Origin of the sequence: Sphingobium abikonense NBRC 16140 (assembly GCF_001598335.1) — a bacterium.
Classification (GTDB): Bacteria; Pseudomonadota; Alphaproteobacteria; order Sphingomonadales; family Sphingomonadaceae; genus Sphingobium; species Sphingobium abikonense.
In genome coordinates, this window is record NZ_BCYT01000011.1 from 35,802 (window position 1) to 56,876 (window position 21,075).

At 60.1% G+C, this 21,075-nt stretch carries 17 protein-coding genes; 10 read left to right on the forward strand and 7 right to left on the reverse strand.

Annotated elements, in window-relative coordinates; translation table 11 throughout:
* Positions 1–135: 135 nt before the first annotated feature.
* From SAB01S_RS12610 to SAB01S_RS12625, 4 genes are all read right to left on the reverse strand, one after another.
* Entirely contained in the window at positions 136–1,008 is an 873-nt protein-coding gene (locus tag SAB01S_RS12610; protein WP_021245287.1) for an alpha/beta fold hydrolase, read from the reverse strand.
* Positions 1,009–1,223: 215 nt separating this feature from the next.
* The gene (locus tag SAB01S_RS12615; RefSeq protein ID WP_009824042.1) at positions 1,224–2,165 is read right to left on the reverse strand and encodes an MlaD family protein; all 942 of its coding nucleotides are present in this window, start codon (positions 2,163–2,165) and stop codon (positions 1,224–1,226) included.
* Positions 2,166–2,235: 70 nt separating this feature from the next.
* Complete coding sequence (locus SAB01S_RS12620) at positions 2,236–3,849, reverse strand: ABC1 kinase family protein (protein ID WP_009824041.1); 1,614 nt, start codon at positions 3,847–3,849, stop codon at positions 2,236–2,238.
* Positions 3,842–4,336, reverse strand: coding sequence for a MarR family winged helix-turn-helix transcriptional regulator (locus SAB01S_RS12625; RefSeq protein WP_009824040.1), 495 nt, complete (start codon positions 4,334–4,336; stop codon positions 3,842–3,844). Before SAB01S_RS12625 ends, SAB01S_RS12620 begins: the two co-directional genes overlap by 8 nt.
* Positions 4,337–4,558: 222 nt before the next feature.
* Between SAB01S_RS12625 and SAB01S_RS12630 the strand changes: the two genes are divergently transcribed.
* The 9 genes from SAB01S_RS12630 (at position 4,559) to SAB01S_RS12670 (ending at position 14,449) form a co-directional block, all read left to right on the forward strand.
* Positions 4,559–5,668: an ABC transporter permease gene (locus SAB01S_RS12630; protein WP_031291247.1), complete on the forward strand. Its 1,110-nt coding sequence runs from the start codon at positions 4,559–4,561 to the stop codon at positions 5,666–5,668.
* Positions 5,665–6,453, forward strand: a complete 789-nt coding sequence (locus tag SAB01S_RS12635; RefSeq protein ID WP_009824037.1) for an ABC transporter ATP-binding protein — start codon at positions 5,665–5,667, stop codon at positions 6,451–6,453. Before SAB01S_RS12630 ends, SAB01S_RS12635 begins: the two co-directional genes overlap by 4 nt.
* Entirely contained in the window at positions 6,453–7,382 is a 930-nt protein-coding gene (locus tag SAB01S_RS12640) for an MlaD family protein (protein WP_009824036.1), read from the forward strand. Before SAB01S_RS12635 ends, SAB01S_RS12640 begins: the two co-directional genes overlap by 1 nt.
* Positions 7,383–7,492: 110 nt before the next feature.
* The gene (locus SAB01S_RS12645; RefSeq protein WP_186378984.1) at positions 7,493–8,077 is read left to right on the forward strand and encodes an ABC-type transport auxiliary lipoprotein family protein; all 585 of its coding nucleotides are present in this window, start codon (positions 7,493–7,495) and stop codon (positions 8,075–8,077) included.
* A 399-nt stretch (positions 8,078–8,476) separates the two neighbouring features.
* Positions 8,477–9,055 (forward strand): DUF4142 domain-containing protein, encoded by a 579-nt coding sequence (locus SAB01S_RS12650; protein WP_225870697.1) that lies wholly within the window; start codon positions 8,477–8,479, stop codon positions 9,053–9,055.
* A 149-nt stretch (positions 9,056–9,204) separates the two neighbouring features.
* The gene (locus tag SAB01S_RS18120) at positions 9,205–9,678 is read left to right on the forward strand and encodes a hypothetical protein (protein ID WP_009824033.1); all 474 of its coding nucleotides are present in this window, start codon (positions 9,205–9,207) and stop codon (positions 9,676–9,678) included.
* Between the two features lie 568 nt (positions 9,679–10,246).
* Complete coding sequence (locus tag SAB01S_RS12660) at positions 10,247–11,395, forward strand: HlyD family secretion protein (protein ID WP_009824032.1); 1,149 nt, start codon at positions 10,247–10,249, stop codon at positions 11,393–11,395.
* Between the two features lie 53 nt (positions 11,396–11,448).
* On the forward strand, positions 11,449–12,954 hold the full coding sequence (locus tag SAB01S_RS12665) for an MDR family MFS transporter (RefSeq protein ID WP_009824031.1): 1,506 nt from the start codon (positions 11,449–11,451) through the stop codon (positions 12,952–12,954).
* A 7-nt stretch (positions 12,955–12,961) separates the two neighbouring features.
* Positions 12,962–14,449 (forward strand): efflux transporter outer membrane subunit, encoded by a 1,488-nt coding sequence (locus SAB01S_RS12670; RefSeq protein ID WP_050763085.1) that lies wholly within the window; start codon positions 12,962–12,964, stop codon positions 14,447–14,449.
* Positions 14,450–14,969: 520 nt separating this feature from the next.
* Here the strand turns inward: SAB01S_RS12670 and SAB01S_RS12675 are convergent.
* The 3 genes from SAB01S_RS12675 to SAB01S_RS12685 all read right to left on the reverse strand — a co-directional run bounded on the left by SAB01S_RS12675 (position 14,970) and on the right by SAB01S_RS12685 (position 20,295).
* Positions 14,970–17,936, reverse strand: a complete 2,967-nt coding sequence (locus SAB01S_RS12675; RefSeq protein WP_021224430.1) for a Tn3 family transposase — start codon at positions 17,934–17,936, stop codon at positions 14,970–14,972.
* 153 nt (positions 17,937–18,089) lie between these two features.
* Positions 18,090–18,968, reverse strand: a complete 879-nt coding sequence (locus SAB01S_RS18125) for an AAA family ATPase (RefSeq protein ID WP_009824028.1) — start codon at positions 18,966–18,968, stop codon at positions 18,090–18,092.
* The gene (locus SAB01S_RS12685; protein ID WP_004212864.1) at positions 18,895–20,295 is read right to left on the reverse strand and encodes a TnsB C-terminal domain-containing protein; all 1,401 of its coding nucleotides are present in this window, start codon (positions 20,293–20,295) and stop codon (positions 18,895–18,897) included. The genes SAB01S_RS18125 and SAB01S_RS12685 overlap by 74 nt, the downstream gene beginning before the upstream one ends.
* Positions 20,296–20,486: 191 nt before the next feature.
* Between SAB01S_RS12685 and SAB01S_RS12690 the strand changes: the two genes are divergently transcribed.
* A complete protein-coding gene (locus tag SAB01S_RS12690; RefSeq protein ID WP_009824027.1) occupies positions 20,487–21,059 on the forward strand; it encodes a recombinase family protein in 573 nt (190 codons plus the stop codon).
* Positions 21,060–21,075: the final 16 nt, after the last annotated feature.

A 21,075-nucleotide genomic window follows, 5' to 3' on the forward strand; every position in this document is an offset into this window, starting at 1 on the left:
CAGTCCAGTGAGCGAGGCAGCAGCCAGTTACCGAGTGTCATCTTAGGCAAACCCACCAATGTATGGCGCTCTGCACAGCAAGTCGTCCGACCCTCGATGATCTGGAGCAAAATCTCTTCTCCCATGCTCGTCCCTCTAGGAGGTCGACTGGCGCCCTAAAAAGCCGAGAATTGCGGCAGAAAAGGCGTCGTTTGCATCGCCTGCGACCATATGCGTGGCATCGATTATGTCGGTATATTCAGCATGCGGCGCCAATTCGCGTAGATGTTCGACAGCGCCTTTCGAGACAAGATCACTAGATCCGCCCCTGATCAGATGAAGCGGTAGCGTCAAATTAGCGGCAGCCTTGTATAATATATTGACTTGCTGCTCCTGATGCGCGGTATCGCTGCAATGTGCAGCCACCATATTGCTAATAAATGCTGGATCCCAGTGCCAGTAATAGCGGCCATCCTCTTTATGCCGGAGATAGTGCCGCAGGCCATCACCCGCTCTGCGCTTGCGACGATGAGGCATGTAGCGCGCAATGACTTGTGCAGCTTCTTCCGGAGACGAAAAGCCAGTCTCGACATGTTCTTGCATGAAGCTGACCACCCGCATCACGCCGCCCGGATCGATACGCGGGGCTATATCTACAAGAGTGAGCGACGCGAAGCTGCCTGGGGCGAGGTCTCCTTCGGCTATCATTCCGGCAAGGCCGCCAAGGGAGGCGCCTACCAGAGCCGGTTTGCGATCCATTCTTGATGCTACCGCGACGAGATCGGCCGCAAAGTCGCGCACGTCATAGGCACCTGCGCTCGACCAGTCGCTGTCGCCATGCCCACGCATGTCGATAGCGATAGCGCGAAACCCCGCCTCGACCAGATCTTGCATTACCCGCTTCCAGGCGCGGCGAGTCTGACCCGCCCCGTGGGCAAGCAAGACGGGCATCGCCCCGCACTCGCCCTTCACTTCAACAGCCAGGCTGATACCAGCGGCTCCATCGATTGTGCGATTCTTCCCGGTCATCCACCAGTCTCGGTCTTGCAGGCCCGATTGAAGATAAACCCCTTAGTCCATTTTTGGCGTTGCCTTTGCGCCACTTCAGGACGTTGCATCCACACACGCGCGAAGAATTGAGAGGGTCGTTCTATCGTCCTGACTTCGTGCTTCACAGAAGCTGATTGCGCGCCTGTGCATGAAGACGAGGGTTGGTCCGTTCCTGAGCGGTCGATCGCGATCATCTATTTCCGTTCCTCAGTCGTGGGCCGGTAGTCAGGTAGTTTGGGAGATCCCAAGCCTTCCCGGTCAATCTTCTTGGCCGCATCGCCCACGCGTCGAACTGGTTCGCGAACGGAGCGGGCGGTTTCGGCGATTTGTTGCGCATCCCCTTCCAATTGCCTGATCCGGGGCCGTGCGTGTGCAATGGATAGGCCCAGAGACCGGGCCTTGCCTTCGGCATCATGCAAGGGCCGGCCGAGGCTGTCGCGAAGACCGCCCCGCGATGCCTCGAGCCTCAGGCGAAGCCTCTCCGCGTCGTCTCCCGCCCGAGCCATCACATTCCCTAGAGAATGGATCCTGTCTTCCTGCAGGACCTCCGCCGCGATTTGACTGGCATCGCTTTTCCAGTCCCGCGAGCGCAGCGCGAGTTGGCCAAGACGTTCCTCGATTGATCGCTGACCGGCAGGGTCCAGCTTCTTTGAGATGCTCTCGGCACCTGACGATATCTTGGCGATCATCTCGCCTGGATTGAGATCACCGCTCAGGAGACCGCCGGTCTTCACTGGCACAAGCGGGAATGGCTGTCCCGCTTGAACTGTAAGTGCCGGTTCACGCTTGTTGCTTCCCGCCAGGCTTATTTCTGCCGATCCATCGAAGAATGATTTATCGATCGACGCTGTCACGCCGCGATGGAGTAAGATGTCCTTGGTAAGGACGAACCGGACCATCACCGTACCCGGATTTGAAGGTTGGAGCCGGACCTGGGTTACTTTCCCGACGGGAACACCAAGAAGGTTGACGCCCGATCCGATTTGAACGCCGTCGACCGATTGTTTAAACTGCACCTCATACGTGGCCCCGTCAGCCTCACGCGACTGGATGAGCCACAGGGTGAACCCAATGACGGCGGCTATGAGCAGGCCGACAACAAGGCTCACCTTCAACCAGTTCGAACGCGTTTCCATGCGACCTAGAAATCCTGGAGCCGGCAGCGCGACAAATAAGCTTTGACTTTTCGCGAGATTTGGAACGTGATCATCGCCGCTTCACTCGTTCGCCAATTGCCAGGGCAATGGAAAGCACCGCCAGCAGCCCGGCGATCATCGGTTCCGAGGCGAAAAGGATTGCAGCACATATTCCCAATGCTGCGGGGTAGAGCTGGGGAGTGGCTCTGCTGTTGCGCTCATCGCCGCGCAATCGTTCAAGATCCCTGGGTGCGATACTGACGGTGATAGACCCGGTACGCGCAACTCTCTCGATCTGTCCCACCAGGCTCGGCGTTGACAAGGCGGCTCTTCCAAGCGCTGCAAATAGCTTGCCCGCTTCGCCACGCAATCGCGCAGGACTCGTTCGCTCGCGCATCAGTTCCTTTGCCAGCGGAGCCAGTTCTCGAGTGATGTCAAATGTCGGATCGATGCGCCGGACAAATCCCTCTGCTGTGAGCAGCGTCCGGAGCACCAGTGCCAGATCGGGCGGGAGCGCGAGATGAAAGTCGCGCAGTATCGCAAAGACCATCTTGAAAATGTCGGTAAGGTCAATTTGCTCCAGCAGAACATTGCTGAAACGGTTGATCAGTTCGTCCAGGGCCTCTTCCAGCCTGACACGGTCAACATCAGGGTCGCCCGCCCAAAGCAGCAGAATATCGACGACCCCGCTTGTGTCCGCCGCCGCGATCGCCAGGCCAAGCCGTACCAATTCCTCCCGGCGTCTCGGCAGAAGCGTCCCCACCGCTCCGAAGTCGATAAGCGCCAGCGTTCCGTCCTCCAGGAAAAAGACGTTGCCGGGGTGGGGATCGGCGTGGAAATGACCATTGATGACGATCATGTGGAGGATCGCCTGCGCATAGGTGCTGGCGAGGCTCGTGAGATCAAGGTCGCCCTGCCGTGCCGCCTCCAGATCGCTTGCCGCGAGGCCTCGAAACCGCTCCTGTATGTTGACACGCCTGCCGGACAACTCCCAGTCGAAGCGAGCCGTTCGCACGCCGAAAGCTTTGAGATACTCTCCGATCGTATCGCTGGCGCGAGCTTCCGCGCCGAGGTCCATTTCCCGATCGATACTTTCAGCGAAGTGGCGCAGCAGTTCGTCCGGCTTGAGTCGCGCGATCTCGGGGATGCGGCGCTCTGCGATCCGGGCGACGCGGCGCAGCAGCCGAAGGTCGGCGTCGACAATCCGCTCGATCCCGGGACGACGGACCTTGACGATAACGTCCCGGCCGTCGAGCAGCGTTGCTGCATGGACCTGAGCGATCGAGCCGGCCGCAATCGCTTCGTCTTCAAACGAGGCGAAATAGCTTTCCACAGTTCCGCCGATCGCCTCTTCGATAAGTGGTCGCACGGTGGCGAACGGCAGCGGCGGAACCCGGTCCTGAAGTTTCGAAAGCGCATCGATCCAATCGGGCTCCAACAGATCACTTCGCATTGCAAGAATCTGCCCGAACTTGACCGCCGCAGGACCGATATCTTGCAGCAGCGCAACGACTGCTTCTGGTCGAGCGCTATCAAATGGTTCCTCACCACCCAGTCTGAGACCTAGCCGGGAGGCCATTCCCTTGAGGCCATGTCGCCCGAACAGAAGCAGGATTTGTGCGAACCGCTCCCGCTCCTTCAATGCGACCGCTTCAGGCCCGTCCATCAAATGAGGATCAGCCATCGTTATGTGCCTTGAGCGTGGGGACCCGACCTTGGCGGAAGCCAGCTTGCGTTTCGAGTTGATCCACGACCTTGTCGAGGTGAAGGATCGCCCTATCCAATGCTTCCAGTTCTTCCGCGGTCAAGCTGCCGAAGGTCTTTGCCACAATGCCATCGTAGAGTGGCAGGGCCTGCTCCAGCATCGCCCTGCCTGCGTCCGTGATTTCCACGAGCTTTACACGGCGGTCCTCTTCAACGGGCGAGCGTGTGACCAGACCATTCTGCTCCAACCAGTCAATCGCCTGGGTTACCGTGCGCGGGGCCTGATCGAAGAAGCTTGCAATATCGGTTGAGCGGCTGGGTTGCTCGGCGAGATATACTAGCAGCTTAAGACGGGCCATCGATGCACCTTGGGACGCAAGGTGCGCGTCGATCAGCCGCCGCATTCTGTACCAGGTCCAGCCAAAGGCCGTCGCGAGCGCGCGCAAATGAACTTCCTGAGGTTCCATATGTTATGTCCTTGCTCAATCTTTGATGGCATGGCAAGAGGAGAGGATAAAGTTATGACTGCGACGAAGCTGACCGCTCTTGGCCTTTGGCGCGCCATTGCTCGATCGTCATCGTGAGACCCCAATGCTTGACCATGGCGTAGTTCAAGATATGCGCTGCGTGGCGTTGATGCCAGCAGCAGCCGAAATCGTCCGCTGTTCAATTCCCATGCTGCCAGTGCGATGATCGCGGCAGATTGGCATATTGACGAGGGTGGCGGCCAGACTCTGCATGTGAGCGGTGACTGGACTTCGCTTGCTTTGGGCGATGCGGAAGGGCGCCTGGATGCCCAGGCGGCCAGGAGTCTAGACGTGCAGCGTCTCGATCTTTCTGCTCTAGGGCGGATCGACACTGCTGGTGCCCTCCTACTTTTGCGGTCCATGGCTCCAGGCGCCGAAATTGACTTTGGCGAAAGAGAGGATTTGCAAAGGCTGATAGACCTTGTTCGACCTGCCCTTGAACAAGAGTCGTCCGGTAAGGCTGGCGTCACTGGTGTTCTAGGATTTTTCGAGCGCTTCGGCCGTCAGGTAATCGGGACCGCCGGTGACGCCTACCAGATGCTGGTGTTCACTGGACAGCTTATTATCGCGCTCGGCCGTACGCTTGGCAATCCTCGCCGATTGCGCATGACGCCGCTTGTCGCTTTCATGCAGGACGCGGGCATTAATGGGCTTCCGATAGTTTTTATCATGACCTTCTTCATCGGCGCGGTCATTGCGCTTGTTGGCACCAACCTTTTGACAACGCTTGGCGTTGAGGTGTTCACGATCCAGTTGGTGGGCGTGGCCATCCTGCGCGAGTTCGGCGTAGTGATCACCGCCATCCTTCTGTCTGGACGTTCCGCATCTTCCTTTGCCGCTCAGATCGGTTCGATGCGGATGAACCAGGAAACCGATGCGATGCAGGTTATGGGTGTGGACCGTTTCGATGCGCTGGTAATCCCGCGCATATTAGCCGCGCTTCTCATGATGCCTCTCATGACCTTCTGCGCGGATATCGGCGGTCTTGCTGGCGGACTGTTGGTCAGTTGGGTGACGATTGATATCAGCCCGGTCTTTTTCATCCAGCGTACGCTCGAAACGGTAGACATTAAGCATTTCTGGATAGGCATGTGCAAAGCGCCGTTTCTGGCTCTGATCATCGCTGCTGCGGGCTGTCGGCATGGCCTTATGGTCGGCGGCGATGTCCAAAGCCTTGGTCAAAATGTGACATCCGCGGTCGTCCAGTCAATCTTCATGGTCATTATGTTCGATGCGATTTTCGCGGTGATCTTCATGGCGCTCGATCTGTGAGCGCGCCTCTGGAAACCGATGCCGAAGACGTGCCCATTCGCGTCAAAGGCCTGCGCACGGCTTTTGGCGACAAGGTCATCCATGAGGATCTCGGCCTTGAGGTCAAGCGCGGTGAGATATTGGGTGTGGTTGGCGGATCGGGTTCCGGTAAGTCGGTGCTGCTCAACACTATCCTGGGCCTCAAGCAGCCCGATGGCGGATCCGTCGAGATATTCGGGCAGGACATCCGCGATCCGCAAGCGCACAGTGAAGTCGAGCGTCGGATTGGGGTGATGTTCCAGCAAGGCGCATTATTCTCCTTTCTCACCGTACAGGAAAATGTCGAGGCGCCACTTCTAGAACATACGAAACTCACACATGAGTATGTGCACGATCTTGCAAGGCTGAAGATCAAGCTTGCTGGTTTGCCGGAAGATGCAGGCTGCTTGAAGCCTGCCGAGCTATCTGGCGGAATGCGCAAGCGCGCGGGGGTAGCCCGCGCAATCGCGCTGGATCCGGATATCCTCTTTCTCGACGAGCCGACTGCCGGCCTCGATCCAATTGCTGCAGCCGAATTCGATGATCTTATCAGAACATTGCGGGATGCTCTTGGCTTCACCGTGTTCATAATCACCCACGACCTCGATACTCTGTACGCGATTTGCGACCGCGTTGCGGTTGTCGCTGACAAGAAAATCGCCGCTGTTGCAACGATCAAAGAACTTGAACGGTCAGATCACCCGTGGATCCGGAGCTATCTTCTGGGACCGCGAGGCCGTGCCGCCAAAAAAGAGAAAGAAAGCTGATGGAACGCCATGCCAACTATGCTCTGGTAGGCGCCGCCTCCATCGCGTTGCTTATCGCCACGCTTGTTTTTGTTGTCTGGCTCGGCGGTTCGGCCAAAGGAAGTGATTCTTACCAGATCGTGTTTCATGGGCCGGTCAGAGGCTTAAGCGTTGGAGGCGAAGTGCAGTTCAACGGCATCAAGGTCGGGGAAATCGGCGGAATCCGCCTCGACCAACGCGACCCCAACCGTGTTATCACGGATATCGAACTGACGCGCGGGACACCGGTCCGCGAAGATTCGGTCGCATCCTCTGAAAGTCAGGGCATCTCAGGGGTCAGCATCGTTCAAATCAGCGCTGGCACGCCGAGCAAGCCCCTTCTCAAGACCAATGATCACGGTAAGCGACCTGTCATCCCCAGCAAGCCCAACGCTATGTCTTCGTTGCTGCAAGGCGGCGGACAGGTGGTGGCAAGCGCGACCGAGGCACTGAGCCGTGTGAACAAGGTCCTGTCTGACCGTAATATCGCCAACATCGGCGGCGCCATTCGCGATGTCCGAATGACTACGGCGGAACTGGCGGCCAATCGGACCATGTTCGCCCATGCCGGTTCTGCGCTCGCCAAACTGGATCGGGCGGCTGACGATATTCAGGGCGCGGCCTCGTCCGTTCGGCAGATTGCCGATGGCGATGGCAAGCGCGCCTTCGCCGACATCTCCCAAGCGGCAAACGAGCTCAAATCGGCAGTTCATGAGGCTCGCGGCGTGATCGCCAAACTCGACACGCAAAGCGCCGATATCGGCACGACCACGATCCCTAATATCAATGCGACTATGCTGACATTGCAAGAAACAGCTGAATCGCTGGACGGGCTAATTCGCGGGATCCGACAAAGTCCCCGCGAAGCTCTGGCCAAAAGCCGGGGTACTGAACTGGAGTTGCCTAAGTGACATTATCAACCAGGAATCGGACTTTTGCACTTCTGTCGAGCGCCTTGCTGCTGGCTAGCTGTGGAAACCTGCTAGGCGGCGGCGAGCGCGCTGACCTTTTCAGGTTTGGCGTGGTTGACCCCACGCCCGTCACCGGGATGCAGGGTGCGCTCCCGACTCGCTCTGTATCTCTGCTTCGCCCCCGGTTCTCGCAGGAGGTGGAGGGCGATCGCATGCTCACCACGCGGGGGGAGCGTGCGCTCTACCTCAAGGGGGTTCGTTGGGTGGCGCCGGTCCCCGATCTTTTCACCCAGGCGCTGATGCGTCAATATGCGGCGCGGGCACCTGACGTGCGCCTGACGGGCGTGAGAAACGCCACCGGGGCATCGCATGCGCTGCAGATTGATATCGAGCGATTCGAAGCAAGGTATGCCCTAGATGGGGGTGAAAAAGCACCGCCCACTGTCATTATCGAAGGCGATGCAACCCTGTTTGATCTTTCTGATCGTCGTCCCGTCGAGGCCAAGCGCTTCTTGGTGCAGGAGCCAGCTTCCGCAAATACCACAAGTGGGATAGTCGCCGCTTTCGATCGTGCAGTAGCTCGCTCAACCACAGAATTGACGGATTGGTCCGCGGATACAGCGCGGAAGCATTCCACAGAGCGCGCGCTAGATACATCCAAGGATCGGATGGATCGCAAGCAGGAGATAAATTGATCATGAGCCTGTCGCCGATCTCAGCAACTTTCGGGCGTAATTGCATGTACAAAATCGCCATGCGCCGGATACCTTCGTAGGTATCTACGAGTTTTGTTTTTATTTGAAGGACCGACCCGATCGGAGCCAAATTAAGTAAGATAGTGAATATCGGGTTCCAGGTCTTAATAAGCGATAGCATATCGACCATGTGATAAGTCAAATCTTGCAATTCCTAATATTTCTATCCGATTAGCCAATGGAATCTGCTGCCGATTCAATTGCTATTGATTTGACAATTCAATTTATGCAATGCGGGTGATGGTGGAACGATTATCCAACAGCATCGTTACGACGTGGTCACGTTTAACGTGATGCGGCCACTTGACCGCTCGCAATCTATTCTACGGAGAAGGTACTATGCTGAAAGTCATTATGGCCGCGGGCGCGCTAGCGCTTTCAGGTTCAGGGGCTCTTGCCCAAGCTGTTTCGCCAACGAACACAGGTTCAATGTCGAGCATGGATACCGGCACGACACCGATAGCTGGACAGAATGAGCCAGCGTTTGTGATGGCTGCATCGGATGCGAACCTCTATCAAATAAAAGCGGCGCAGCTCGCCGTGACCAAGGCCCAGCGTGACGATGTGAAGGCTTATGCCAAACGTGTTCAGACAGAAGCGCAAATCGCCCAGAAAGCTCTCATGGCGGCGCTGCGCAACGATCAGCGGACGATAAAAGCGCCATCGTCATCGCTTTCCTCCGACAGAGCCGCACTCGTGAAGCTGCTCCAGAAGACGCCGCGCGGCAGCTTCGATAATCTTTATCTATCCCAGTCCGCCCAGGTACTGCAGGCGGCATGGGCCATCAACAAAGGCTATGCGCAAGACGGCACCGACCCAGCCTTGAAGCAAGTCGCGGGCACCGCCGTTCCCACACTTGAGCAAGAACTCACCAACGGGAAGGCACTTCTTCCTTCAGCATTGACCGGCGGTCAATGATCATAGTGGCGCCCGTTCTTCACGGGCGCCACTCAATGTGATCGTCATGCCCTTGTGGGCATCTGCTGTTATTTCAAGCGCGGCAACAGTGAACCCCACAGCGGTCGTGTTTATGCTTTCAACCTTGTCTTCAGGATATTTGGCGGATGATGATACTTATTTTTGCCATGGCGGCTCTTGGACAAAGCCCCGAGCAACCCGCCAGAAAAGATGAGACAGTTGACCGCGGTCGGGAAATCGTCACTCAGCCGGCGAAAGATATTGGCGCGGCCAAAACTGAAATTCCAGTTATTCTGGAAAGAGCGCAAGAAAATCCATATGGCCTCTCCGGTTTGAAATCCTGTGCGCAGATCAAGGCCGCAACCACGGAGCTCGATAGCGTCCTCGGACCTGATTTTGCCGTCGGCAACAACAAAAAAGAGAACAGGCCTGGTCGGCTAGCCGAGGCTGGAGGAAAAACTATTGTTAACACAATCATACCGTTTCGGGGCTTAGTTCGGGAGATTTCGGGCGCAGCTCCGGCCGAAAGACGCCTGGCGTCAGCAATCGACGCCGGCTTCGCGCGCCGCGGCTTTCTTCGTGGAACAGCGCTCGCACGGCGCTGTCCGGGTAGTAAAAATTAACGACGAAAGCTGACGCTATTGAATTCAATGCCGCTGTGTGAGGCTGCGCATTATCTCGTGAGCTTGGCATTGCAGGGCAATAACTCCGGCGAGACTAACAAGAAAGTACTAGCGGTCGAGACCGCCCATAATATCGCTGTCGGACAAGGTGACGGCACCCATCCAATCAAAGTGGCACGGCAATTTTCGGATGGCGCTGCTCATATCACGATAGCCCATCGTTGCGCGGATTGAACCTGGACATCGGATCTCGGCTCAGTTTTTATCGACCGTCCTGTAGGCACCAGTAATCTTCTCGCCGAAATGGTGGGCATCATGCGCGTTCAGCTTCTGTATTTGTGCCCCAGCTTAACAAATCGTTCCTCGGTATATTCTGATTCTGACGTGAAGTTGGGGGGAGCTACAGCCTGATAGGGCGGCTGATGGTTAGTACCGGTCCAGCGGCGTCGGGCAAGAGCGAATGATAGGGGCGTAAACGCTGAGGTTCCATATAATATGCAATTGCCGAGCGCCCTTTAATGCTGCAAGAGCAGAACCGCACCGCGCATCATGGGGAATTGTAATTTATATGGCGGACAAGTCGGCCACTGCTTCGGCGGATCCTGAGGGCCTCGGCGAATCGGCAGCGTCCCCGCTTAAATCGCCACGCGTTCGCCTGGCGATGCTCATTAGCGCGATCTTGCTGCTCATTGGTGGCCTTGTCTGGTACTTGGATCATCAGAACCGGGGCCGATACATGCAGGTGACCGACAACGCCTATGTTGCGGCGGATTCCGTCATCACAGCGCCCAAGATCGCCGGATATGTTGAACGGGTGTTCGTTATCGAGAATCAGACGGTTCGGCAGGGGCAGTCTCTAGCTGAACTCGATCCCCGCGAATATCGGGCGCAGACTGAACAGATTACCAGCCAGATCGAAACGGCAACGGCTGCGGGGGATACGACGCGCTCTCAGATTTCCGAACAACAGGCAACCATAGCGCAAGCGCAAGCCCAGCTCGACGCGGCGCGCGCCGAGGCTGCTTTCGCCGCACAGCAGGTTACGCGATATCAGCCGCTTGCCGCATCCGGCGCCGAGCCAGGGGAGCGTTTCGCGCAGCTTCAGACGCAGGCACGGCAAGCTCGCGAGCGAACCAATGCTGCGCATGCCGCGCTGATTGCCGCGCAACGGCGTGTCGGTACACTGAGCGCGCAGGTACGTCAGGCCCAGTCGCAAGCAGAGGCCGCGCGTGCCCAACTCAAGGTGGCGCGCGTCAACGTCGAATCGACAGTGCTTAAGGCTGCCATCAATGGCCGTGTGGGCGACCTGGCTGTCCGTGTCGGGCAATTCGTGCAGCCCGGTACGCGCCTGATGACACTGGTTCCTGTCGATCGATTGTTCATAGAGGCGAATTTCAAAGAGACTCAACTGGGGCTTATGCGCGTCGGCCAGCCTGTTGGCATCGAAATCGATGCGCTCCCTGGCGTCGAACTGACCGGGCGTATTGCCAGTGTCGCTCCTGGCACGGGCGCCCAGTTCTCGGTGCTCCCCCCCCAGAATGCGACCGGAAACTTCACAAAGATCGTACAGCGCGTGCCTGTACGCATTGCAATCGATGCTCCTCTCGAAGTGCGCAGGCTCCTTGTGCCGGGAATGTCGGTTGGAGTAACGGTCGATACGCGTTCAGCCAGAGGAGAGATGGATCGACTCCGTCAGGCCGTAAGCCGGAAGCGTTGACAGTGGTCACGGTCACAGCATCTCCAGACGCAGCTCGTTCCGCGCGTGCGGACTTGACCGCTTGGATCGCTGTGGCTGCCGGCTCGCTCGGCGCACTGCTGGCGACCCTCGACATCTCGATCGTCAACTCGGCACTGCCAACGATCCAAGGCGAAATCGGAGCAACCGGCACTGAGGGAACGTGGATCGCCACCGCCTTTCTCGTTGCCGAGATCGTCGTCATTCCGCTGAGCGCTTGGCTGGAGCGGCTTTTGGGACTGAGAACCCTCCTTCTCATTTCCGTGACTGCCTTTACCGGGTTCTCCATCCTATGCGGCATCGCCACCGACCTTATGACGATGATCATCGGACGAACCGGGCAGGGCCTTATGGGAGGGCTGCTGATACCGACCGCCATGACGATTGTCGCAAAGCGACTCCCGCCACCCCAGCAGCCTATCGGGATGGCCCTTTTCGGAATGACAGTAATCTTGGGGCCCGTTCTTGGCCCCTTGCTCGGTGGCTGGCTGACGGAAAATTTGAGCTGGCATTATGCCTTCTTCGTCAATGTGCCGGTCTGCGGGATACTCCTCTTGCTCCTGTTGCTCGGCCTGCCGCACGAACGTACGAATTGGGTCTATCTTCGCGAGGCCGACTGGTTGGGTATTATAGGCCTGATCCTTGGCCTTGGAGGACTGACGATCGTGCTCGAGGAGGGGCACCGTGAAGACTGGTTCGAATCGACGCTTATCATCCGGCTGACGTTTATAACAGTAGCAGGGTTTGTGATGTTGGGGATCGGACAGATCCGGGCAACAAAGCCCGTCCTTAAGTTGCGAATCGTCATGAGCAGACAGTTCGGCAGCGTCGTTATAATGGCGCTAGCGCTGGGCATGGTGATGTACGGATCGACCTTCGTCATCCCGCAATTCCTGTCGCTTATCGCCGACTATAATGCCCTCGAGACCGGACAGGTCATTTTTCTCATGGGCGTTCCTGCCTTCTTTGTGATGCCATTCGTACCGTTTCTGATGCGGTTTGTCGACATCAGGCTGGCCGTTGGTGCTGGCCTCGCGCTTATGGCTGCTAGCTGCTTTGTGAACACCAGTCTCACAGTGGAATCCGCAGGCGAAGCCTTTACTACCGGTCAGCTGCTGCGCGGGGTGGGGATGATCTTTGTCATGCTCTTTCTGAACCAAGCCGCCATTACCTCAGTCAGCAAGGAGGATGCTGGAGATGCCTCGGGCATCTTCAATGCTGCGCGAAACCTCGGTGGCTCATTCGCTCTGGCGGCCCTGACGTCGTTCCAGGACCAGCGCATGTCACTCCACAGCCGACGGATGGAGGAAACGCTGTGGGCAAACGATCCAAGCGTGCAGGAGTATATCGCGGGGATGTCTCATACTCTGGGAAATATGGACGCCGGCCTTCAGTCGCTCGCTGGCACTATTCAGCAGCAGGCGTTCGTCATGACCTATAACGACATATTTTTGACGATGGCGGTAGCGACTTTTGTGACGCTCCCGTTCGTGTTTTTCCTTCGCCCGCTCCCCAAGGGGATGTCGCTGACGATGCATTGAGGTGGTAATGGCAAAGTTAAGTGGTCTCATCCTTCCGCTGCTCCTTGGTGGATGTGTGGTCGGCCCGGACTATTCCGGACCACCAGAGCTCGGCCAAGCCGCGCCGCGGCCAACATTCGTTCGTCAACCAGCAGATGCATCGACCAGCGAGCCTGAACTCGCCGAATGGTGGGCGACGCTGCAAGATCCGGTTCTCGATGAGCTCGAGCGGCGCACTCTTGTCGCGAATCCCTCGATTGATGTTGCGCAGGCCCGACTTCGCCAAGCCCGTGCGTCTGTACGCCAGGAGCGAGCAAACCGCCTGCCGACGGCTGGTGCTCAGGGCACGGCCATATTTGCCGATCTTCCCGGGATCGATCTCCAGACCAGTCAAGGAAGTACTACACCCACACCTGTTCCGGCGCCTTCATCCGCCCAGGATGCGGACACGTCTCTGCGTTTCTACAACCTTGGTCTGAACGCAAACTGGGAAATAGATCTCGCGGGCGGGCAGGTGCGAAAAATCGAAGCGGCAAACGCGCTGGCGGCGGCAGCGGCGTATAATGTTGCAGACGCAAAGGTCCAGCTCAGCGCTGAAGTCGCGCAGACCTATACCAATCTTCGTGACCGGCAGCAGCGCGCCGCCGCTTTTCGCGAAGGTCTCGACATTCAGCGGCAGCAGCTCGCCCTAGCCCGGCAGCGTTTCGGGCAAGGCACAATCCCGGCCTTTACTGTCGGCCAAGCGAACCGCGCGGTTCAGGCCACGATCAGCGATCTCGCCGCAGCCGATGCTGAGATCGTAATATATATGAATGCGCTAGCGGTTCTCGCCGGTGAAGCGCCGGGATCTCTCGATCCGCTATTGACGCCACGGCGCGATATCCCGATGCCCCCTGCGCGGGTGTCGATCGGAGACCCTTCGGCGCTCCTGCGTCGCCGTCCCGACATCCGCGCTGCGGAGCGCAGTCTCGCTGCCACAACTTCCCGGATAGGAGTCGCGGAAGCAGCTCGTTTTCCGAAAATCAGCTTCATGGGGATTCTCGGGATTGGCGGCACGTCGATCGGAGACCTGGTAGATCTGGGCAATATTTCCAACATCGCCGTCCCTCAGCTGCAATGGGGCTTGCTCGATTTTGGACGAACGTCAGCGGCGATATCACAGGCACGCTCTGGTCGCGATGAAGCCGAGGCACAATATCGGCAGGTAGTGCTCGGCGCGCTTGAGGATGCGGAGACGTCGCTTGCGCGCTTTGCACAGCAAAGGCGAAACGTCGCCGCTTTTGCCGAAATCAAGCGGTCAGCAGATGAAGCGGCAACGCTGATGCGGCAGCGCTATGCGCGGCAGGTCATTTCGAGAGGCGACGCTCTTGAGGCTGACCGCCAGCAGCGGCTTGCAGAGGCAAACCTGCACAGTGCGGTTGCGGCCCTCACCGCCAGCTATGTTGCCATACAGAAGTCGCTTGGACTGGGATGGACAGAAGCTGGGAGTCAAGCCTCAGCCCTTATGAGCAAATAATGATGGTATCTGTCCGGACTTGCCAATACAAGAATCGGCGGCCCTGCCCACCGCCAATGATGACTTTTGGCACAGGGCAACCCGCCTGTTCGGCATCCATCCTGCGGCCCTTGCGATTATACAGAGTTTCGCGGGGTAACGCGCCCCGGGGCGATTGCGATGTGTTTGACGGGGGTTGCCCCCGATAGGATGAAATACGGATTCACGACCGCATAGCCGGACGCAACATCGGACCGGAGACAACCATAGAGCAGTTTATCGGCCTCGACGTGTGATTGAATAGAATTTTCTGTCCGACGAAGATCTATCCCGCGGGGAGTTGTCCTGACCGCGTATACGACCTTGTACCCGACAGACGGCATCACCCGCAGACGGAAGATGGGGGCGCTTGTAAGACCAGCCAAGCTTACGACCTCACGACCATAGATCGACGAAGGGGGCACTTCAAGGTTTGTTACACGGACAGCGGTAAGTTGAACATAGAGGCAACATTGCGGGGTCAGATGAGCTTCGACCCCCTTCATGCAACTTGGTCGATGGGTTCGACGCCAAGATTGAGCGGCCTGAAGCCGTCGTTATCGACGCCATGGCCGGTGTTCTGCCAAAGATAGTCGCCGGTGAGGCTGATATGCCGCCAGCCCAGCGGCGCGACATGCGCAAGCAACTCGTTGGGGGCAGGCTCGCCCGATCGGCGTAGGTGATCGACTGCCCGGCCCATATAAAGTGTGTTCCAATAGATGATGGCGGCGGTGACAAAGTTCAGCCCCGATGCCTTGAGCGCCTGGTCCTCGAACGTGCGATCCCGCAACCGGCCCTGCTTGTGCGCGAAGACGGCCTGGGCGAGGAAATGCCGCGCTTCGCCCTTGTTCAGTCCGGCCTGGCACTGCTGCCGGAGCTGCTTCGATTCCAACCAGTCGATTGTGAACAGTGCGCGCTCGATGCGGCCCACCTCCTGGAGCGCGAAATCGAGACGGTTCTGACGGCGGTGCGCGGCCAGCTTCTTCAGCATGACCGACGGCAGCACGGCATGGGCCTTGATGGATGCGGCCAGACGGACCAGCTCGTCCCAGCTCTCGCGGATCACCGAGGTGTTGATCGGGCGGCCGATCAGGGGCGCCAGCGAAGGGTAGCGACTCTGGCCCTCGAATGTGCCGAGCTTGCGGTCTGCCAAGTCGCGCAGGCGCGGGACAAACCGGAAACCGAGCAGATGCGCCAGGCTGAACACATGGTCGGAACTGCCGCCGGTGTCGGCGTAATGGGTGGCCGGTTCGATGCCGGTTCCGTGGGCGACCAAACCGTTGAGGACGTAGGGCGCCTCGGCCGCGGTCGCCGAGATCAGCCGGGCGTGGAACGGGGCATAGGTGTCGGCGACGTGGGTATAGATCTTCTGCCCGGGTTCCGAGCCGTAATGCAGGTTGACGCTACCGGCGGACCCGCGGCGACCGCTCCTGAAGAACTGCCCATCCGAACTCGACGTGGTGCCGTCTCCCCAGAGCCGGGTGAGCGGCAGGGCGGCCTGCGCATCGATCAGGTGGCGCAGCGCGCCCGCATAGTTCTCGTCCGAGAGATACCAGCTGTGTGTCCACGCCAACTGCGCGTAACTGATACCCTGACTGGCGTTAGCCATTCGCTCGATCCCGAGATTGGTCGCGTCCGCCAGGATGGCCGCAAGAAGGGCCTCGGGATTGGGATGCGTCCGCCCCGAACGGAGTTCGGGGAAAGCTGACACAAAGCCGGTGCGTCTCGCCACCTCGGCCAGAAGCTCGGTGATGCGGACCTTAGGCATGATCCGATCAACGAGTGCATCGAGCTGGTCGGCTGCCGCGGGTGTCGTTGCCGCGACCGGGGTGACGCGCAATTCGTTGCCCCTCAGCTCGACGCCGTCGAGCGTGCCGCGCTTCAGTGCATTGCCGAACCGGCGCAGCCGCCAGTCGAGCAACTTGGCACGTCCGTCGAGGTAGCGGTCCACGTCGGTGTCGAAAGGCAGATTACCGGCGATTGCTGCGGCCTCGGAGCGGGGCAGCAGATAGGCATCGAAGCGAAGGTGGTCGCGGGTACCCTCCACCCACAGGTCTCCCGAGCCAAGCCGCTCGCGCACCATAGCGACGGTTGCCGTCTCATATCGTCTCCGATCGATGCTTCCGCCCTCCGTGATCGCGGCTTTCCAGCTCTTCGGGAATGGCATGGGTGCGTCGATCGGCACCTCGCGCTTGCCGGTCGCGTTCAACTCGCGCACCAGCTTTACGGCCGCGAGCACGCCATCGCGCGACCCCGTGGCCTTGAACCGGAATGCGTCCAGGAAAGCCGGCGCATATCGACGAAGCGTCATGTACTTGTCGGACGCCCTGACCAACGGCTCGTCACGAGCGAGATCGGCGATCGCGGACACCTCATCGGCCACACCCATCAACCGGTCCCAGCCAACGCCGGTCTCGAGCGCAGACCAAGGATCAAGCCCGTCTTCGCGCGCGACACGAAGCGTACCGATCGTCGATCCGAACATTCGCATGAGGCGGCCGACGTCCTTGGTGGTCGCCTCGTAGCGGCGTTTTTGCGAGGCTCGCGCCTTGGCGAATAGGAGCCCGGTCTGCTTGGCGAACATCTCGATCGCGGCATCGGCGAGCCGGGCTTCAAGGTCGATCATGGCCGCGGCCAAGGTCGCTCGCCGGCGACGGAGCGAATAGTCCGAGAGGAGGAATGCCGGCGCAACTGCTCCTTCACGTACGAGTTGGCGAAATCGGCGCTCGTGGATGCTCTCGGCCACCCGCGCGTCGATGCCGATGCCGCGGACGTAGGACAGGCGAGCGAGGATGCCGGCGAGATTTCGGGCGGATGGGCTGTCGCCCGTGTCGCGCAACCACGCGAGCGGGGTCACCCCACTTTTCTGATCGGCGACCAGCAAAGCGTCGAGGGCGCCGACCTGCCCTGGCGTGAGTGCGGCCACCACGATGTCGGCCGCGAGCTTGCGCGCCCTTGCCCTTCCTGCGATCCCGATCCGCTCGATGCGGGCTGGCGCCGGAAGAACGATGCGGCCTGCGCGAAGGTCGTCGATGATCGCAGTCGCAATGGCCATGCCGCGCTCGGTTCCTCTCGCCGCCTCGGTCGCGACGTCAAGTGCGCGCCCCACGTCGCCGGGCTCGAAGCCGCGCAGGCCCAGACTTCCCATTGCTTCCCAGGCGTGCTCGAGCCGGGTCTGTGCGCGGTGGGCATAGCCAGCCAGCGTGCTCGATCGCAAGCCGAGTTGGTCCGCTATGTAATGGGCCAGAAAGTCGGGCACCACCTCGTCGTGTCGTAATCCAAAGCCTGGATACTGCAGAAGCGCCAAGTGGAGCGCGAAGCCAAGCCGGTTGGCGTCGCCACGCCTCGCCTCGATCAGCGACCGATGCTCGGGCATGACGGTGTAGAACTTGGCGAGCGAGGCGCGGTCGAGCGGTACGCCGAACAGTGCTCGGCGCTCGTCTCCTGTCAGAAGGTCGCGTCGGGCCATACGACTCACTCCCGTCAACCAGTAAGCGTAGCCTTGCCGCGCCAGGGACGCGAGGTTTCGCAAAACTTGTAAGTTCCGCGACAGATCGGGACCACACGGAAAATCTGGTGTAAACGCTCGCGCTAAATGGCGGCGTTCTGATCGCGCTATTTGTCAGTTGCCGGGTCCGATGACGAGGCAATCGCGCGCGGCCTGAACGATGTCAGCGGTGACCTCCTCGACGCGGTTGAGGGTCATGATCCGCCGCATCTGCGCGAACAGGCGCTCCATGAGCCGGAAGTTGCCGCGCGTGATGCGGATCACGGCTGCCTGCGCTTCGATCGCGTCGAGTTGGGCCGGGTCGAAGCTGATCCCGAAATCGCCGGCGTGGGTCGCGAGCAGCAGCCGCATTTCGGTCTCGGTAAGCGGTTTGAACTCGTGGACGAAGCCGATCCGCGAGTAGAGCTGGGCATAGCGGGCGAGGCGCTTCTCCAAGCCCGGCATACCCATCAGGATCAGCCCGAAGCCGTGGCGATCGGCCATGTCGCGGAGATGTTCGAGCGACTTTATGGTCAGGCGGTCGGCCTCGTCGACGATGACGAGGGGGCAGGCGATGCGGGCGGCGTCATGGGTGATTTCGTCCTGCGAGCCGCCCGCGACCGTCAGCCGGGCATAGCCCAGCTTAATGAGGTTGAGGCCCAACACCGCGTCGATCGTCTTGGGCGTGTTGCTGACCGACACGGTGTAGAAGACGGCGCGGCAGCGAGCGACCTTTTCGCCAAGGAGCGCGGCAATGGGACGGAGCGCGGCATATTCCCCCAGGTCGGGGAAGCTGGAAAACTCGCGCGCCGATCGCGTCTTTCCGACGCCCGGCCGGCCATGACACACGCCGATATAGCGGTAGTGCGCGCAGGCTTCGGCAAACTCGACGAACCGGGCATGTTCGCGGGTCGCCAGGAACGGCTGCTCGACCAGGAACTCAATCGTCAGCGGCGTAGAGCCGGAGCCCTCGGTAGGTGGTGGGCCGGGAAGCCGTATCCTCTTGGTCGCCATCGAAGGTCTCCGTGGGGGCAGGCACCTGCTTGTCGCGCTCCTTCGCGCCGCGCCGGGCGCGCTGGATCGCGCGCAACGACGGGTGCCCAGCGTGCTCGGAGCTGAGCGCACGGCAGACGAACCGGCCCTGGTGGTAGACGTGGATCTCGGTCAGGTCGCGGGGGTCATAGACCGCCTCGACCTGCTCGCCGACGAAGGCCGCGAGCGTGGGTTCGACATAGCGCCTGCCCATCAGACGGATGCCGTCGCGCAGCACTTTACGGGGCTTGGGCACGTGCACGAGCAGCATGTCGAGCTGTTCAAGGCTGTCGGGCATTGCGGGCAGGAACCCGCCCTTCTGCCAGCGCGTGATCGGCGGTTCGCCGGTGCTGCCATGCGGGCGACGATGATAGACGCCGCACACGAACGCCTCGAAGCGGGCGCGCAGCTCGTCGAGCGTGAGCACTGGCGCCGACAGCGGCTTGCCCGCGATCAGGTGGCCGGGCAGGTCGGGCAGGAACATGTCGTTGATGGTGCGGAACAGCCGCTCGATCTTGCCGCGCCCGCGAGGACGCCCCGGCAGCGAATGGATGAGGCGGATTTTGAGGGCGATGCACGCCTGCTCGATATGCTCGGAGATGAAATCCGAGCCGTTGTCGACGTAAAGCTGTTCGGGAATGCCGCTGACGATCCATTCGGGATTGGGCTTGCGCCAGATCGCCTGCCGCAAGGCGAGCGCCGTGTTGAGGGCACTGGGGGCATCGAGGCTGAGGAAGTAACCGGCGATGGCTCGGCTGTGATCGTCAACGATGACGGTCAGCCAAGGACGCACCGGGGTTCCGGCATCATCGAGCACGAGAATGTCGAGAACGGTATGATCGGCCTGCCACATCTCGTTCGAGGTCGCGGCTTCGCGCCGATGCACTAGCTCGTGCTGGTCGCGGTAGACGGCCGGATCGGAGGCTGCGGCGATCTGGCTTGCCGGTATCGCCCTGACGACACGCGCGACGGCCGCATAGCTGGGGGTTCGGTGTCCATGCGCGATGGCGAGTTCCTGCACCTTTCGGTGAATGGCGGCGACCGGGGGTCGCGGGCGCTTGGTGGCGAGAGTGCGGGTCAGTTCGACCAGATGTTCCGGCAGGTGCAGCCTGCCCCGATCGTTGCGCGGCAGACGCGCGAGACCGGCAAGTCCTTCGGCACGGTAGCGCCCGAGCCAGCGCTGCAACGTCCGCTCGCTCAGCGTGCCGGTGCGGGCGAGGTCCGCGAGCGGGATGCCATCGGCGAGGTGCGGTTCAAGGACGCGGTAGCGCTCGATCGCCAGCGGCGGGACAAGCGCCGGATGCGTCACCGCCGACGGTCCGTGTCGCAGGTAAGGAAAACGGAGATTTGCCTGCCCATCGCCATGCGAGTCCGCTCGCGTTGCCAAACCGGCCTGTTCGACGTAAATCTACCCGGTAAAGAAAACTAGGGCAACATAGACCTGCCGATGACGACTTTCTTCCCAAACCGCGCCCGATCGGGGCGCCACCGGCCCTACGCATGAAAATCGGTTACGCCCGCGTATCGACCGCCGAGCAGAACCTGGACCTCCAGCGTGATGCGCTGAAGGCTGCCGGCTGCGAGAAGGTCATCACCGACAAGGCCTCCGGGGCGACTGCCGCTCGCCCTGGATTGGAAAAGGTGAAGGAGCTGCTTCGCGCCGGCGACACACTGGTGGTCTGGCGCCTCGACAGGCTCGGCCGCTCGCTCCGTGATCTGATCGGATGGATGACCTACCTCGACGAGGAAAAGGTCGGGCTGCTGAGCCTGCACGAGGCGATCGACACGACCACCACGTCGGGCAAGCTTACCTTCCACCTGTTCGGGGCATTGGCGGAGTTCGAGCGCAACCTGATCCGCGAGCGGACCCAGGCCGGTCTCACCGCAGCCCGCGCTCGCGGCAAGAAGGGTGGCCGGCCGGCCGCACTCGGCAAGGACAAGCGCGACCTGCCCGTCAGGCTCTACCACGAGAACACGATGCCGATCGCCAAGATTTGCTCGATGCTCGGCATCTCCAAGCCAAAACTCTACGCCTATGTGCGATCGGCCGAGACCAAGCCGGTAGCCGCGTAGCGACGCTCGCCGACAA

Coding starts and splice junctions, on each gene's coding strand:
- SAB01S_RS18125 (WP_009824028.1), bottom strand. CDS start 18,968: ATGGCGACCAAGAGGATACGGCTTCCCGGCCCACCACCTACCGAGGGC.
- SAB01S_RS12625 (WP_009824040.1), bottom strand. CDS start 4,336: ATGGAACCTCAGGAAGTTCATTTGCGCGCGCTCGCGACGGCCTTTGGC.
- SAB01S_RS12630 (WP_031291247.1), top strand. CDS start 4,559: ATGATCGCGGCAGATTGGCATATTGACGAGGGTGGCGGCCAGACTCTG.
- SAB01S_RS12660 (WP_009824032.1), top strand. CDS start 10,247: ATGGCGGACAAGTCGGCCACTGCTTCGGCGGATCCTGAGGGCCTCGGC.
- SAB01S_RS12670 (WP_050763085.1), top strand. CDS start 12,962: ATGGCAAAGTTAAGTGGTCTCATCCTTCCGCTGCTCCTTGGTGGATGT.
- SAB01S_RS12650 (WP_225870697.1), top strand. CDS start 8,477: ATGCTGAAAGTCATTATGGCCGCGGGCGCGCTAGCGCTTTCAGGTTCA.
- SAB01S_RS18120 (WP_009824033.1), top strand. CDS start 9,205: ATGATACTTATTTTTGCCATGGCGGCTCTTGGACAAAGCCCCGAGCAA.
- SAB01S_RS12615 (WP_009824042.1), bottom strand. CDS start 2,165: ATGGAAACGCGTTCGAACTGGTTGAAGGTGAGCCTTGTTGTCGGCCTG.
- SAB01S_RS12620 (WP_009824041.1), bottom strand. CDS start 3,849: ATGGCTGATCCTCATTTGATGGACGGGCCTGAAGCGGTCGCATTGAAG.
- SAB01S_RS12690 (WP_009824027.1), top strand. CDS start 20,487: ATGAAAATCGGTTACGCCCGCGTATCGACCGCCGAGCAGAACCTGGAC.
- SAB01S_RS12640 (WP_009824036.1), top strand. CDS start 6,453: ATGGAACGCCATGCCAACTATGCTCTGGTAGGCGCCGCCTCCATCGCG.
- SAB01S_RS12610 (WP_021245287.1), bottom strand. CDS start 1,008: ATGACCGGGAAGAATCGCACAATCGATGGAGCCGCTGGTATCAGCCTG.
- SAB01S_RS12675 (WP_021224430.1), bottom strand. CDS start 17,936: ATGGCCCGACGCGACCTTCTGACAGGAGACGAGCGCCGAGCACTGTTC.